The organism is Halorubrum ezzemoulense DSM 17463 (assembly GCF_002114285.1).
Lineage (GTDB): Archaea > Halobacteriota > Halobacteria > Halobacteriales > Haloferacaceae > Halorubrum > Halorubrum ezzemoulense.
This window is the reverse complement of the sequence record NZ_NEDJ01000031.1, coordinates 21,388-36,389: the sequence shown is the minus strand read 5'-3', so window position 1 is coordinate 36,389 and position 15,002 is coordinate 21,388. Positions and strand designations below refer to the sequence as shown.

Below are 15,002 nucleotides of genomic sequence, written 5' to 3'. Positions count from 1 at the left end.
GTTCGAGGGGACGGTCGACGCGCGGGAGGCGGGGGCGGGCGGGCTCGCCGACGCCGTCGCCGTCGCGGTCGACGATCTCGTTGCGGCCGAGATGGTCGCGCGGGAGACGGGCGGGGTCGAGGACTACCGCCTCGTCGCGACGGCGGTCGGCGAGACGACCTCGAAGCAGTACGTCCGCCCGGAGACCGGCGAGCGGATCGTCGCCGGCCTCCGCGCGGCGGCCGACCTGTCCGAGGCGACGACGCTCACCGCCTTCGAGGTGATCTGCGACACGCCGGACATGCAGGACACCTACCTCGGCAACGCCGAGCGGGCCGACATCTACCAGTTCGCCCGGAGCAACGCCGCACAGCTGACGACGGACATGACCGACCCGGACGACTTCGAGGGGTGGCTGGAGTCGGTGAAGACCGCCCGCATCCTAGACGAGTGGATCGGGGGCGCGACCGTCGAGGAGCTGGTCGAGCGGTACCGGATCGGTCCGGGCGACCTCGACTCCCGTGTTGAGCGCGCGGAGTGGCTGCTGAGCGCGGCCGAGGCGCTCGGGGAGACGACGGGCGTGCGCGTTCCCGCGGTGTCCCGGGCGCGGTCGCGGCTGTGAGCGACGAGGGATGCCGGGGAAAAACGAAAGCGGCGGCGACGCGCGGCGGCTCAGTCCGCCGAGCCGACCGTGCGGTGGAACGGCGTCCGGGCGATGGTCTGGCGCAGTTCCGCGAGCGAGTCGCGGCCGACGTCGCTCGCCGCGGACATCACTGCGAACACCTCCTGTCTGGACACCTTCACGCCGGTCTCGGTGAGCGCGTCTTCCGGGCGGCTCCCGAGCTCTCGGAGGGTACCGACCGCGAGCAGGTACGGGACCGTCCACGCCTCCATCGTGTTCCCGTTCGACAGCGGCATCGTCTCCAGGTACGCCTGCGCGTCGTCGAGGAACGAGCGGGCGTAGTCCGCGGTCTGGCCGACGACCCGCGCGGACGACTCGCGGTTCTCGGGGTGGACAACGCGCTCCTGCTCGACGCCCTCGGCCTCGAGCCACTCGGCAGGGAGGTAGACGTTGTTCTCCTCGGTGTAGTCGTCGTAGACGTCCTTCGAGACGTTGACGAGCCGGAGGCGGAGGCCGAACTCCTCGGCGGTCTCCCGCAGTCGCGTCGCGCGCTCCTCGGTGAGGTCGCCGCGGGTGAGCAGGTTCGTGATGAGGTTGCCGACGGTGCCGGCCGCGTAGTAGCAGTACTGTTCCAACTCGTCGCGGTCGTCGATGCGGAGTCCGCCCTCGGTCGCGTGACGCTCGACGAACATCGCCATCCCGTCGACCATCTCCAACACCGGCGGGACGATGGCATCCTGGGCCTCCGGGTCGAGCTCTTCGAACGTCGCAGCGATCGTGGGCGCCTCGGCGACGACGGTCCAATCGTCGTCGCGCTCCGCGGGCAGCCACTCGTCGACCGACGCGCGGAACGCCGCGATGTCCGTCTCGTCGTCCGGATCGATCGAACGCCGGTACGTCCGCAACACGTCGCTCTGGGCGTCCGGCGGGATATGACCCGCGTCCTCGACCGTGTCGGCGACGCGGCAGAGGGGGTAGCCGACGCAGATCTGCGACGCCATCGGCTCCTCTAACACGTCGACAGTCAGCGCGAAGGTCCGCGAGACCCCCTGGACCGCCTCGTGACACCACTCGAGGTCGGCCTCGCCGGGGCCGTGTTTTCGTCCGCTCATTCAGTTGCCGGTATTTACGGCACAACGCATAAAAACCCTCGTGGAACGTCCGCCGGGCGTCGACCGCGGGACGGGCGGCCGAAATCGCACGACTCGACTCCCGTCAGCTCCGACGAACCGACGACCCGTGTACAATCGTGTGGAAACGGCTAAGTCCGCCCGGCCAAAGGCTCGGGTATGGAGTTCACGCTCACCGAAGAGCAGCGTCAGATACGCGACACCGTCGCGGAGTTCGTCGACGAGGAGGTCGTTCCGCGCGCGGCCGAGATCGACGAGACCGACGAGTTCCCCGCCGACCTGGTCGAGAAGATGGCCGACCTCGGTCTCATGGGCATGCCGTTCCCGGTGGAGTACGAGGGCGCGGGCCTCGACTACCACAGCTACGCGATCGGGCTCGAAGAGATCTCCCGCGGCTCCGGCGGGCTCGGGACGGTCGTCGCCGCCCACACCTCGCTGGCCGGCAACATGCTCTACGAGTTCGGCGACGAGGCCCAGAAGCAGGAGTACCTCACCGCGTTAAACACCGCCGAGGACATCGGCGCGTTCGCCCTCTCGGAGGCGGAGGCCGGCTCCGACGTGCCGGCGATGTCGACCACCGCGGAACGCGACGGCGACGGCTACGTCGTGAACGGCGGCAAGCTCTGGATCTCGAACGGCTCCGTCGCTGACACGGTCACCCTGTTCGCCAAGACCGACCCCGACGCCGGCCGGAACGGCATCTCCTCGTTCGTCGTGCGCCCCGAGGAGGACGACGGGTTCATCGTCGAGGGGACGGAGGACAAGCTCGGCGACAAGGGATGTCCGACCGCGGAGCTCCGGTTCGACGACATGTGGATCCCCGAGGACCGGCTGCTCGGCGAGGAGGGCGACGGGTTCGTCCACGCGCTGAAGACGCTCAACGGCGGGCGCATCACCATCGCGGCCCGGTCGGTCGGGATTGCGCGCGCGGCACTTAACGAGGCGAAATCCTACGCCCAACAGCGCGAACAGTTCGACCGCCCCATTTCCGACTTCCAGGCGATCCAGCACAAGCTCGCCGACATGGACACGAAGGCGCGCGCGGCGGAGCTGCTGATGCACGAGGCGGCCGACCTGAAGATGCGCGACGAGGACTACATCAAGGAGGCCGCGCAGGCGAAGCTGTACGCCTCGGAGATCGCCCGGGAGGTCGCCAACGAGGGCATCCAGATCCACGGCGGCTACGGCTACACCAAGGACTTCCCCGCGGAGCGGTTCTACCGCGACGCCAAGCTCTCGGAGATATACGAGGGAACGAGCGAAGTGCTCCGCAACACGATCGCACAACAGCTCCTCGACGAGTGAGCGGGCGGGGCCGCGCGGGCCACGCCCCTCAGCGGTCGTCTGGAGTCTCGCCCTCCCCGTCGCGGTCGCCGTCCGCGATGTCGCGATCGCCGTCCGCCGCGTCTCCGTCTGCCTCGCGCTCCTCGCCGGATCCCGGCCCGTGCGCCACGTCGGCGTCCGACGGGTTCTGGTCGACCGCGTACTCTCCGGTGTCGATCCGTTCCGCGGGCTCCGAGTAATCGCGATCGCTCGGCGAGAAGTCGGGCCGGACGACGCCGTCCTCGGGGATATCGAGGTCCTCCTCGGACGACGCCTCGCTCGCAACGTCGTCCGCCTCGGCGTCGGCGACCACGTCGTCGTCGGGTTCGTCGCCGGCGTCCTCGCTCCCTACGCCACCCTCGTCGACGCCGCCCCTCTCGTCTCCCGCGGGCTTCTCGCCTCCAGGGGGCTCCTCGTCTTCGGCGGGCTTCCCCTCCTCTGTGCGACTCTCGACGCTTCCGTCCGTCTCGTCGACTCCGTCCTCTCCCCCGTCGTCGCCGTCGAGCCATTCGAAGGAGTCGGCCCCGTCGCTTCGGCGGGCCGCGCCGGCGGTCGCGAGGCGCTCGGTGAGGGTCTGCTTCAGCGCCTCGGCCTCGCCGACCTCGAAGTCGGCGGCGGCCGCGTCGCTGCCGGTCAGCGAACCGGTGCCCGCCGTGTCGGCGACGATCGTCGCCACGCCCCACCGGCGCTGGAACACGGTCCGGCTGTCGATCACGTTCTGGATCCGGTAGTACGGGACGACGGCGACGGTCCGGCTCCAGAACCCGTTCCGCGTGAGGAGGTGGTCCTCGCCGACCCAGTAGCCGCGGTGTTTCCACTTCAGGTGCGCCGCGGGCGGGACGGCGAGGAGGAGGGCGGCCGCCCCGTACCAGGGGATCGACGGCGACACGTACCAGTTCACGCCGTACGCGATCCCGGTGAGGACGCCGACGATCAGCGTGTACCGGATGACGTACCGCCAGCGGATCCGCTTCGGCGGGCGGTTGAACTCCGGCGTCCCGAACGACTCGACCTCGTGTGCGAGCCGGTAGACGCGGTCGGTGGCGGCGATCGGGACGGCGGACTGGTTGCCCGACTCGCTCCCCTGTCCGGGGGCGTATCCCGCCGTCTCGATAGAGAGGCTCGCGTAGCCGAGCGCGCGCTTGGCGGGGTTGTCGGTGATCCGCAGCGCCTGGATCTTCTCCGTCGGGATCGACCCGCTGTATCGCCGGAACAGCCCGCGTTCGTAGCGCAGTTCGTCGCCGGCCCGCGAGAGCCGGAACCCGTAGTAGTTCGAGAAGGCGACGCCCGCGCCGATGAGCCACGACGCGATGAAGAGGGCCGCGACCCCGACGATCGCGGTCGCGGTCAGCGCGGCGGCCGAGGTCTCCGGCAGGAAGCTCGACAGCACCGGGAACGACCCGGAGCTGAGGAACGCCAGCAGCCCGATCAGGCGCCCGTCGAACGACAGCGCGCCGACCATGGCGAGCTCGCCGGGCGAGATGGCGAACAACACTTCCTCGTCGGGGCCGAACGCGTCGTCTCCACCGGGGTCGACCGCGTCGGCGTCGGTCCCCGACGCCTCGGCGTCGTCGTCTCGGCTGGCGCGTCCGGACTTCCGGCGCTGGACTTCGCGCTGGAGCCGCGTCGCCTCGTCGGGCGTGACGAAGCGGATCGACCCCTCGGTGCTGGAGCCGCCGGCGGTCTCTAAGTCGACCGCGGCGACGCCGATCGCCCGCTGAATCACGCCGCGGCTCACGTCGACGTTCTGGATCCGCCGGTACGGGATCTCTCGCTCGCGTCGCGAGATGACGCCGGAGGAAATGTCGAGCGTGTCCTCGGTGAGGACGTACTCGAACCGGCGGTAGTACGCGACCTCGTAGGCGAACGTGACGAGGAGGATGGCGGCGCCCCCGCCGACCGCCAACGGGAGCCCGAAGCCGCCGCTGTTCACGATCACGAACAGCGCGACGGCGGTCCCGGCCGCCTTCTGGAGCGCGCGGTACGGGACCGACTGCGGCGCCAGCTTCACACCGCGTCCTCCCCGTCGGCGCGGATCGCCAGCCGCTTCAACTCCTCGCGGAGGTCGCTCGCGCCGTCCGGCGTGAGTCCCGGGATCCGCACGTCCGCGCCCCGCGATCCGGCGGTGTACACCACGCAGGAGGCGAGCCCGACCGTCCGTTCGACCGGACCGCGGCGGGAGTCGACGTGTTGGATCCGCACCAGCGGTACCGTCGTCCGGACCTGCGTGACCACCCCGCGGTCGAGGTAGATCGCGTCCTCGCGGATCTCGTAGCTCCAGCGTCGGTACCGCAACAGCGCGTGGGCGACGGTGAGCGTCAGGACGACCCCCCCGACGGCGACCGGTGCCCACCGCGGGAGGTACTCGAAGTACGCGCCGCCGACGAAGGGAGCGGTGACGAGCGCAGACAGCAGCACCGCGCGGAGGACCCACACGACCTGGACTCGGGGATGGAGCGTCTGTGCCGTCATCGACGGTCCCCCGTCGCGTGTCCGTGTGTCATGTCCGCGGCTTGTTCCCCCCGACGTATAAGTCCGGTCGGACGTGGCCGGAAGGCTTCGACGTGCGAGCGCCGATCCGCGGGCGTCGATTGCCGTGATTGTTATCATCTATCAAAAGAGAAACTTGCCGAAACCAATATCACGAACGATCGAGTCGTGGTCGCCATGGCCGACGATCCGTTCGAGAACATGCTCGCCCAGATGGACCGCGCCGAGGAGTACGCAGACGTGGACCACGGGGTGTTCGAGCGGCTCAAGCACCCGGAACGCACGCTGAAGGTGACGCTCCCGGTGGAGCTGGAGTCCGGGGAGGTCGAGGTGTTCGAGGGGTACCGCTGTCAGTTCGACAGCGCCCGCGGGCCGTTCAAGGGCGGCGTTCGGTTCCACCCGACGGTCACGCAGCGAGAGGTCGAGGCGCTCGCCGGGTGGATGACGTGGAAGACTGCCCTGGTCGACCTCCCGTACGGAGGCGCCAAAGGCGGCGTGATCTGCGAACCGAAAGACCTCACCGAACGCGACCTCGAACGGCTCACCCGGCGGTACACCGAGGGGATCCGTCGGATGATCGGTCCCGAGATCGACGTGCCCGCGCCGGACATGAACACGAACCCGCAGACGATGGCGTGGATGATGGACACCTACTCGATGTACGAGGGGTACTCCGTCCCGCAGGTCGTCACCGGGAAGCCGCTTGAGATCGGCGGGACGCCGGGTCGCGTAGAGGCGACCGGTCGCGGCGTCTCGCTCGTCACGGAGCGGCTCTTCGAGTACCTCGACCGCGACCTGTCGGACGCGACGATCGCGATTCAGGGATTCGGGAACGTCGGGTCGAACGCGGCCCGACTCCTCGACGAGGGGGGCGCCAACGTGGTCGCCACCTCGGACGTGTCGGGCGCGGCCTACGACCCCGACGGGCTCGACGTGGCCGCGCTCGGCGCGCACGTCGACGCCGGCGGACTGGTCGAGGAGTATGTCGCGGGCGAGATCCGCGGCGGCGCGAGCACCGCCGACTCCCGCTGGGACGACCCCGACCAGATCACCAACGCGGAGCTGCTCACGCTCGACGTCGACGTGCTCATCCCGGCCGCCGTCGAGGGCGTGATCACCGCCGACAACGTCGACGACCTCCGTGCGTCGGCGGTCGTCGAGGCGGCGAACGGCCCGACGACCGTCGCGGCCGACAAGGCGCTCACCGAGCGCGACATCCAAGTCGTGCCGGACATCCTCGCGAACGCGGGCGGCGTCATCGTCTCCTACCTGGAATGGGTCCAGAACGCGCAGGAGTTCTCGTGGCCGCTGGAGACGGTTAACGCCGAGCTTGAGCGGCGCATCGGGAGCGCCTTCGACAAGACCGTCGAACAGTACGACACGAAGGAGCTCCCCGACCTGCGGACCGCCGCCTACACGCTCGCCTTGGAGCGCACCGCGAAGGCCCACGAGTACCGCGGGCTGTTCCCGTAGCCGGCTGGTCGCGGTCGCTTCCGGCCGCGGACGCTCCGCTCGGCGTCAGGCCCGCCTGATCCGGTCGGCGGTGACCGCGATCGGCTCGGCGTAGTGGAGGATCGGGTCGCCGTCGGGGGCCTCGAAGCCGTTCGCCGCGAACAGCGTGTTCGCCCGGATATCCGCCTCGGCCGGCCGCAGCGTCCACGGGTCGTGTTCGATCTTGCCCACGTACAGCCGCCCGCTCTCTCCCGCGGTGTAGAACCGGTAGTTCTCCAGTAAAAACGCCGGCAGCGACCCGATATCCGGGGTGAACGCCTCGCCGGCCGGCGCGTAGGTCGCGTCGAACCGCGCGTGCGGGACGCCCTCGTGGACGCGACGGCTCGCGAAGCGGACGGCGTCGCGCGCGTCCGCGTCGACGCCTCCCTGCCCCGCGCCGCCGCTCGCCGCGGTGCCCCGAACGTCGGTCTCGGCGCGGTAGTACGGGAGCCGGAACAGCCCGCGGGCGACCGCGACGCCGAGACGATCGTCGGCGTCGAGGCTGTGGAAGTAGACGCCGGGACCGTTCGGCCCCTCGACGTAGGTCCGGAGGTTGAGTTCGGGGAACGACAGCCCTCGCGGGACCCCGCGCGGACGGATGTCCTCCATCACGAACGGGACGACGCCGAGGTACGCGTCGCCGTCGTGAGTCGCGACCGAGAGCCCGTCGGGCAGCGCCGCGGCGACGGTCGACGGGTCGACGGGCCAGTGTGCGAACAGTCCGTCCCGCCACGTCATCTCCAGCCAGCGGCGACCGAGCATACCGATCTGTACGTGACGAGGGGGCAAAACCCGCACGACACCGGCGGTTTCGGACCCCCGCCGACGGTCACTCTCGCGGGCCGGCGTCGTCCCCGCGATCGGCCGCGGAGTCGGGCGCCTCCGGCGCGTCCTTCCACTCGCCGAGGCCGGACGGATCGAGGTGGACGTGGACGTCGCCGACGTCCTCCAGTCCGCGCAGGGTCGTGACGAGCTCCGTCTCCACGCTGTGGGCCTCTCGGAGCGTCATCTCCCCGTCGACCTCGACGTGGACCTCGACCTCTAGGTCGGTTCCGTCGTAGAACACGGTCAGGTCGTGGACGCCCTCGACGGCGGGGTTGTCGCGGAGGGCGGCGACCACGCGCTCGCGGTCGCCCGGCGGCGGCGCGCCCCCGACGAGGTACGTGACGTTCTCGCGGCCGATCTCGATCCCCTGGTAGACGACGAGGAGGCTGACGAGCGCGCCGGCGACGGGATCGAGAACGGGCACGTTCAGGAACACGCCGAACACGCCGACCAGGGCGGCGATCGTGGTGTAGATGTCGTTGAGACAGTCGACCGCGAGGGCGGCGAGCGCCGTCGAGCCCAGGTCGGCGTTCACCAGTTCCGTGTACCGATACAGCAGGTACATGTCCGCCATCGCGAACAGCAGCGCCCCGACGAGGAGGAGGCTCGCCCGCACCTCCACCGGGCCGACGAACCCGAGCACGGACTCGCGCAACAGGAGCAGCCCGAGGACCGCCACCGTCGCGCCGACGAACAGCGCCGTCAGCGGCTCGATCCGCTGGTGGCCGTGCGGGTGCGTCTCGTCCGCGCTCTCGTACCGCGATCCCCCCCAGACGAACACGACCGCGCTGGCGACGAGGTCGGCGACGGAGTGCGCGGCGTCGGCCAGCAGCGCCACGCTGTTGAACGCGAGCCCCGTCGCGCCCACGACGGCTATCTTCGCCGCGTTGCCCGCGACGTTCACCGCCGCGGCCCGCTGGAACCGAGCGCGGTCGTCGTTCCCGAAGGGACTCAACATAGCAGTCGGTGCGCCCGCGACCCTGTTAAGCGTCTCGCGTCGCGTCAACGCTCGCCGCATCGCCGGAAGGCGGCCGCTAGCGACGGCCGTCTCGCGCCCGAAGACTCCGTCGTAACGCCTAAGACCGAAACGCTCCTCGCCTACGGTAATGAATCACGATCTTTTCGCCCGAGGTGGTCCCGGTGGGCGTCGAAATTAAGGAAACGGAGGTGAGCGACGAGGATTTCGAGGAGATGAAAGGCTTCGTCCGCGACTACCTCGCGGCCAGCGTCGAAAGCGAGGACGACGGCGGGCGCATGCGCTGGTACCCCTGGCACTCGGCGTCGTACCGGTTCAACCACATCCTCAACGTCGTCGACCTCGCGACAGAGATCGCCGAGGCGGAGGGCGCCGACGTGGACGTGGTCCGCGTCGCGGCCGTCTTTCACGACGTCGCCAAGCTGGAGGCGGAGCAGGACGTCCACGCGGAGGCCGGCGCGCGCGTCACCCGCGAGTACCTCCAGAGCCGCGGCAACTACCCCGAGTCGTTCATCGAGGAGGTGTGCGGGGCGGTCGTCGACCACTCGTACACCGGCGACCTCGACGACGTGCCCCTCGAGAGCCGGTGTCTGATCGAGGCCGACGTGCTCGACAAGGTCGGCGCCAACGGCGCGGTCCTCATGCTGTTGCGCATGGGGTACGAGTCGCGCACGCACATGGACTCCGCGAAGATGGTCGACCGCGTGCTCCAGCGAGCGCACGACCATACCGACCGCGTCGTCTCCGACACCGCCGAGAGCATCGCCCACCAGCGGATCAAACGCGTGAAGTGGCTCCGCGAGTGGCTCGAAGAGGAGGTCTCCAAGATGGACGCCGACGGCGTCACCGACCGCTGAACCGGTCCCCTTCCTCCCGGCAGCCGCCGGAAACGAGGCCAGTCGCCGCCGAGAGCGAACTCAGTCCGCTTCGTCCGTCTCCACCAGCGGCAGGACCCGTTCGAGGTACCCGTCGATCCCGGCGCGGGAATCGTCGACCCAGGCTCCTCCGTTGGTCGTCGTCCAGCGGAACATCCCCCCGGTCGCGAACGTCTGGAGGGTCGCAACGACCTCCTCAACAGGTACCGATGGTGGGCTGGCTCCCGCTGCGTGCCCGTCGGGCGCCTCCGTCTCGGCCGCGGCCTCGCGGACGAGCCGCTCTAGGTACTCGCCGAAGACCCGGTCGCTGCGGTCGAAGTGCTCGCGGTACGCCTCGTCGTTCGCGGCCTGCGCGCGGAGCTCCGTCATCACCGTGACGAACTGCGCGTCCGGTGCGTAGGCGCCGTCGAGGGACGCGGGATCGACCGCTGCCGTGAGGTAGATGTCGAGCTCGTCCCGGGCCGAGCGCTCCGGAGGCGCCTCGGCGCCGTCGCTGTTCGCGCTCGGAGCCGACTCGTCGACCGGCTGCGAGTCGCCGCCGCTGACGGGCGGGGGGTCGCCGCTGTCGGAAATCGAGGCCTCGAACTCGTCGAGCAGGAACCCCATGAGGTCGACGAGCAGGTCGTCTTTGCCGTCGTAGTGGTGGTACACCAGCGACGGGCTCTTGTCGAACTCGTCGCCGATCCGCTGGATCGTGACGCTCGCGTACCCGTGCTTCCGGAGCGCGCGGAACGCCGCGCCGAGGATCGCTTCCCGCGTGTTCGTCGGCTCCGCGAACGGTCCGTCCATGTTCTGGATACTGGCGCCGACTATATATCGGCCCTGATTGAACGTTCATTCAACACGCTTATGTCGATGGCGACTGACAGGAACCTATGACTCGTCACGCTCCGCCGCGGTACGACCGGTCGCCGTTCGCGACCAAACGCACCCCAAGCGACGGCGGAGGTGACCGATGAGCCGGCCGACGCGGCTCGCGACGGCCGCGCTCGCCGTCGTCGCGGCGAGCGCACTGCTCGTCGGCGTCTCGCTCGCCGGCGCCGCGGCGCCGAGCGCGGGCGCGCCGTCCGGCGGCGACGTCGCCGCGTTGTCGGGAGTCGACGGTCCGACCGCCGACGGCACCGTCGCGCAGACGGAGTCGAATCCGACCCCCAGACAGGTCCGCGGGTCGCCCGTGCTGGAACTGTTCGCCACCCAGCGGACGGTTCCGAGCGGCGCCGAGTCGACCCTCACGATCGACATCGTCAACACCGGCGAGATGTCGATCGGCAACCAGCTTGACTCCCGCGTCACCACCGCTCGCGGGCTCACCCTCGAGATCGACGACGGCGGCGTGCCGATCGACGTAGAGGACGGCAAGATCCCGGTCGGAGACGTTCGGACCGCCGCGAGCCCGGTCTCCGTGCCGCTCGACGTGACGGTGCCCGACGACGTGCCCGACGGCCGGTACGAGGTCGAGGCGACGGCCCGCTACCGGTACACCTTCGAGATCATCCCCGAGTTCAACGACCACAAGGACCGCCGCGGGATCGAGGACTTCGACCTGACCATCGTCGTCGACGACGGCGCCCGCTTCGCGGTCATCGAGACCGACACCGACGCGCAGGTCGGCGGCAGCGGCGACGTGGCCGTCACGCTGTCGAACGTCGGCGACGAGACCGCGCGCGACGCGGTCGTCTCCGGCACCACGACCGCGCCCGGCGTCACCCTCGGGCAGGGCGGCGGGCAGGCGTTCGTCGGCGACTGGGCGCCCGGCGAGAACCGGACGGTGACGTTCGACTCCTCCGTGGCGGAGTCGTTCCCCGGCGGCGCCTACGCGCTCTCCTCGACCGTCGACTACCGCGACCCGAACGGAATCGACGCGACCGCGGCGGCCGCCCGCGCCGGCGTCGTTCCGATCCGTGAGCAGTCGTTCGCGCTGCGCAACGTCTCCGGCACGCTCGAAGTCGGGTACTCCGGCACGGTCTCCGGCACGATCACGAACGAGGGCCCGCTCGACGTCGAGAACGCCGTCCTCGTCGCGGACTCCGGGAGTAACCGCGTGAGCCTCGGCGAGAGCCGGTACGCGCTCCCGACGATCCCGGCCGGCGAGTCGGCGACCTTCACCTTCGACGCCGACGTGAGCGGGAGCGCCGACCCCGGCCCCCGACAGTTCCGGTTCACCACCGAGTACGACAGCGGCGACGCGACGCTCTCGGTCGAGAAGACCCGCCGCGTCGAGGTGGCGCCCCGGCAGCCCGAGTTCGAACTGGCCGTCGAGAACGCCACCGTCACGGCGGGCGAGACCCGGCGAATCAACGCCACGATCACGAACCGGCGGCCGGAGACGCTCTCCTCGATCAACGCCGGACTCTACGCCGACAGCCCGCTGACGGCGGTCAACGACGAGGCGTTCGTCGACGAGCTCGAACCCGGCGAGTCCGCTGAGATCTGGTTCGAGGTGTCCGCCGCTTCGGGGGCGAGCGTCGAGGACCACCCGATCGAGCTCGACTTCCGGTACGAGGACGAGCGGGGCAACGACCGCATCTCCGACATCACGCAGGTCCCGGTCACGGTGACCGCCGCCGTCGACGACGGCGGGCGCCCCGTCGGCCTGATCGCCGTCGCCGCCCTGCTCGTCGTCGCCGCGGCCGGCGGCGCCGTCTGGTACCGACGGCGGTGATCCGATGAGGGGACACGCCACCGTTCGCGCGACGGAGCGCCACCGCCTTCGCTTCCCGTCGGCCAGCCTTCCGTCGCCGACGAGTGAACGTCGGACAGCGGGGCGACCGTGACCGCCGTCGACCGGCTGATCGAGGAGATCGACCGCGTCGTCACGGAGCGGCCGCTGGCGGTCATCGCGGTTTTCATCCTCGTGACCGCCGCGTTCGCGGGCGGTCTGACCGGCATCGAGACGAACGCCGGCACGGACCAGTTCACGCAGGACATCCCCGCACAGCGGGCGCTCGACGACATCGACGAGGAGTTCGAGACGTCGATCGGCGGCTCCGCCACCTCCGCGCAGGTGATCGTCTCCGACGACAACGTCCTCTCTCGCGACGCGCTGCTACGAACCTTGGAGACCCAACACCGGCTGGCGTCGCGGTCGACGCTCCGGGTCGCGTCGACGTCGAGCCACGCCGACGCGGTCGCCCGACAGCTGGACTCGACCGCCGCGAGCGCGGCCGAGCGACGCGACGCCGTGGCCGAGGCGACGCCCGCCGAACTGCGGGCCGCCATCGCCGACGCCGACGCGACGGGCGCGATCGCGGCGCAGGTGTCCGTCGACTACAACCCCACCGCGCAGGCGGCCGACACCGCGATCGTGGGGATCACGTACGACCTTCCGGCGTCGGCGACGACGGCGCGGGTGACGGAGCTCCAGACCCGCAGCGTCGACGTCGTCGACTCCGTCCCGGGCAACGTCGCCGGCGAGAGCGCGATCCTCTTCGGCGACGGCGTCCTCCAGTCCGAGATAACCGCGCTGTTGACCGACACCGCGATCATCGTCTTCCCGGCGGCGCTCATCCTGATCGTCGGATTCCTGATCTTCTCGTACCGCGACCCGTTCGACATGGCGATCGGGCTGTCAGCACTGCTCATGTCGCTCCTGTGGACGTTCGGGTTCATGGGGTACGCCGGGATCCCCTTCTCCAACTCGCTCGTGACGGTGTTTCCGCTCCTGCTCGCGGTCGGGATCGACTTCGGCATCCACATCGTCAACCGCTACCGCGAGGAGCGGGCGACCGGGGCTGGGATCGAGCGGTCGATGCGGACCACGACCGACCAGCTGCTCATCGCCTTCCTGCTGGTGACGATCACCACCGTGTTCGGGCTCGTCTCCAACGTCGCGAGCCCGTTCGACCCCAACCGCGACTTCGGGATCGTCGCGGCCGCCGGGATCACGTTCACGCTGATCATCTTCGGCGTCTTCCTCCCGGCCGCGAAGGTGTTCTCTGACCGGTGGCGCGAGGGGCTCCCGATCCCGGAGTTCGGCGCGAGCGCGCTCGGCACCGGCGGCTCGCGGATCGCGCGCGTCCGCCGCGTCGGCGTCGACCTCTCGCGGATCGCTCCGGTCGCGGTCGTCGTGCTCCTCCTCCTCGGCGGCGCCGCCGGCGGCGCCTACGGCTCCGGCGTGGACACGGAGTTCTCGCAGGAGGCCTTCTTCCCGGATCAAGACCGGTTGGAGACGTACGCGGAGCTGCCAGAGCCGTTCGCGCCGACCGACTACACGTTCCTCGACGTGCTGACGCTGTTCGAGGAGGAGTTCGAACAGGACTTCGTGGGGTCGGTGACGCTGTACATCGACCAGTCGGTGAGAGACGACGACGCCCTAGAACTGATCGACCGGACCGCGCGGAACCCGCCGGAGACCTTCGCGACGACCGACGAGCGCCGCGCGCAGGCGACGAGCGTCGTCACCGTGATCGACGACCGCGCGTCGCGTGACCCCGAGTTCGCGGCGTTGGTAGAGCGCAACGACCGCCTCGGGAACGGCGTGCCCGACCGCAACGTCGACGAGGTGTACGACGCGCTCTTGGACTCCTCCGCGGAGAGCCGCGCCCGAGGATACGTGGCGGCCGACCGCGGCAGCGCGCGCGTCGACTTCACGATCAAACCTGGCGTCGACGACTCCGAGGCGGTCGCCGACGTGCGCGACCTCGCCGAGCGCACGCCGCTCGAAGCGGTGCCGACCGGCTCCCTCGTGGTCAACGAGGCCGTGATCGACCTGCTGACCGAGTCGGCGATCCGGAGCCTGTTCGCCGCCTTCGGGCTCACGGCGCTGTTCTTGGCGCTGTCGTACGCGTACTTGGAGGGGAAGGCCGTCTACGGCTTCCTGAACCTCGTTCCCGTCCTCGTCACCGTCGGGCTGCTCATCGGGTCGATGCGGCTGTTCGTCATCCCGCTGACGCCGATCAACGCCCCCATCCTCTCGGTGTCGATCGGGCTCGGGGTGGACTACACCGTCCACTTCGTCCACCGGTTCGTCGACGAGTATCAAGAGGGGCTCCCGATCGACGAGGCGCTCGACGTCACCATCGCCGGGACCGGCGGCGCGCTCACAGGCAGCATGCTCACCACGGTCTCCGGGCTTGGCGTCTTGTGGCTCGCGGTGATCCCCCTGCTTCGCGACTTCGGCGTCCTGCTCGCGCTGGGCGTGTTCTACGCCTACCTCTGTTCGATCCTGCTCGTGCCGTCCCTCGTCGTCGTGTGGGACCGGTACGGCTCGCGCGTCGGGCTCGGGCTCGACGACGGGCTCCGCGGTTCCGGCGCCGAGAGCGGGCGCTGACGGTCGGAGGGTTTCGCCGGGG

Annotated in this window: 11 protein-coding genes and 1 pseudogene; 6 read left to right on the top strand and 6 right to left on the bottom strand. The window is 70.1% G+C overall.

Going from position 1 to position 15,002, the window contains the following annotated elements; genetic code table 11:
• Positions 1-601: pseudogene (locus tag B9H04_RS10050) on the top strand (DEAD/DEAH box helicase); the annotation flags it as partial.
• A gap of 50 nt (positions 602-651) precedes the next feature.
• Here B9H04_RS10050 and B9H04_RS10045 read toward each other — a convergent pair.
• The gene (locus tag B9H04_RS10045) at positions 652-1,713 is read right to left on the bottom strand and encodes a phytoene/squalene synthase family protein (RefSeq protein ID WP_085682667.1); all 1,062 of its coding nucleotides are present in this window, start codon (positions 1,711-1,713) and stop codon (positions 652-654) included.
• A gap of 177 nt (positions 1,714-1,890) precedes the next feature.
• On the opposite strand from B9H04_RS10045, the gene B9H04_RS10040 reads away from it, so the two are divergent.
• On the top strand, positions 1,891-3,036 hold the full coding sequence (locus B9H04_RS10040; protein WP_049929935.1) for an acyl-CoA dehydrogenase: 1,146 nt from the start codon (positions 1,891-1,893) through the stop codon (positions 3,034-3,036).
• 28 nt (positions 3,037-3,064) lie between these two features.
• Here B9H04_RS10040 and B9H04_RS10035 read toward each other — a convergent pair whose 3' ends face one another.
• A complete protein-coding gene (locus B9H04_RS10035; protein ID WP_085682666.1) occupies positions 3,065-5,065 on the bottom strand; it encodes a PH domain-containing protein in 2,001 nt (666 codons plus the stop codon).
• Positions 5,062-5,526, bottom strand: a complete 465-nt coding sequence (locus B9H04_RS10030) for a PH domain-containing protein (RefSeq protein ID WP_049929933.1) — start codon at positions 5,524-5,526, stop codon at positions 5,062-5,064. The genes B9H04_RS10035 and B9H04_RS10030 overlap by 4 nt, the downstream gene beginning before the upstream one ends.
• A 195-nt stretch (positions 5,527-5,721) precedes the next feature.
• Here B9H04_RS10030 and B9H04_RS10025 point away from each other — a divergent pair, with 195 nt between their 5' ends.
• Positions 5,722-7,017: a Glu/Leu/Phe/Val family dehydrogenase gene (locus tag B9H04_RS10025; RefSeq protein ID WP_049929931.1), complete on the top strand. Its 1,296-nt coding sequence runs from the start codon at positions 5,722-5,724 to the stop codon at positions 7,015-7,017.
• A 45-nt stretch (positions 7,018-7,062) separates the two neighbouring features.
• Here B9H04_RS10025 and B9H04_RS10020 read toward each other — a convergent pair whose 3' ends face one another.
• On the bottom strand, positions 7,063-7,797 hold the full coding sequence (locus B9H04_RS10020; protein WP_049929930.1) for a YqjF family protein: 735 nt from the start codon (positions 7,795-7,797) through the stop codon (positions 7,063-7,065).
• A 67-nt stretch (positions 7,798-7,864) separates the two neighbouring features.
• A complete protein-coding gene (locus B9H04_RS10015) occupies positions 7,865-8,818 on the bottom strand; it encodes a cation diffusion facilitator family transporter (RefSeq protein ID WP_049929928.1) in 954 nt (317 codons plus the stop codon).
• 173 nt (positions 8,819-8,991) lie between these two features.
• Between B9H04_RS10015 and B9H04_RS10010 the strand changes: the two genes are divergently transcribed.
• Positions 8,992-9,693 carry an HD domain-containing protein gene (locus tag B9H04_RS10010; RefSeq protein ID WP_049929926.1) on the top strand — a complete coding sequence of 234 codons (702 nt, stop codon included), beginning with the start codon at positions 8,992-8,994 and terminating at the stop codon, positions 9,691-9,693.
• 60 nt (positions 9,694-9,753) lie between these two features.
• Here B9H04_RS10010 and B9H04_RS10005 read toward each other — a convergent pair whose 3' ends face one another.
• Positions 9,754-10,500 (bottom strand): TetR/AcrR family transcriptional regulator, encoded by a 747-nt coding sequence (locus tag B9H04_RS10005; RefSeq protein ID WP_049929925.1) that lies wholly within the window; start codon positions 10,498-10,500, stop codon positions 9,754-9,756.
• Between the two features lie 166 nt (positions 10,501-10,666).
• Here B9H04_RS10005 and B9H04_RS10000 point away from each other — a divergent pair, with 166 nt between their 5' ends.
• Together B9H04_RS10000 and B9H04_RS09995 are read left to right on the top strand one after the other, a co-directional pair.
• On the top strand, positions 10,667-12,373 hold the full coding sequence (locus B9H04_RS10000; protein ID WP_049929923.1) for a COG1361 S-layer family protein: 1,707 nt from the start codon (positions 10,667-10,669) through the stop codon (positions 12,371-12,373).
• 108 nt (positions 12,374-12,481) lie between these two features.
• A complete protein-coding gene (locus tag B9H04_RS09995; RefSeq protein WP_085682665.1) occupies positions 12,482-14,980 on the top strand; it encodes an efflux RND transporter permease subunit in 2,499 nt (832 codons plus the stop codon).
• The last annotated feature ends 22 nt before the right edge of the window (positions 14,981-15,002 follow it).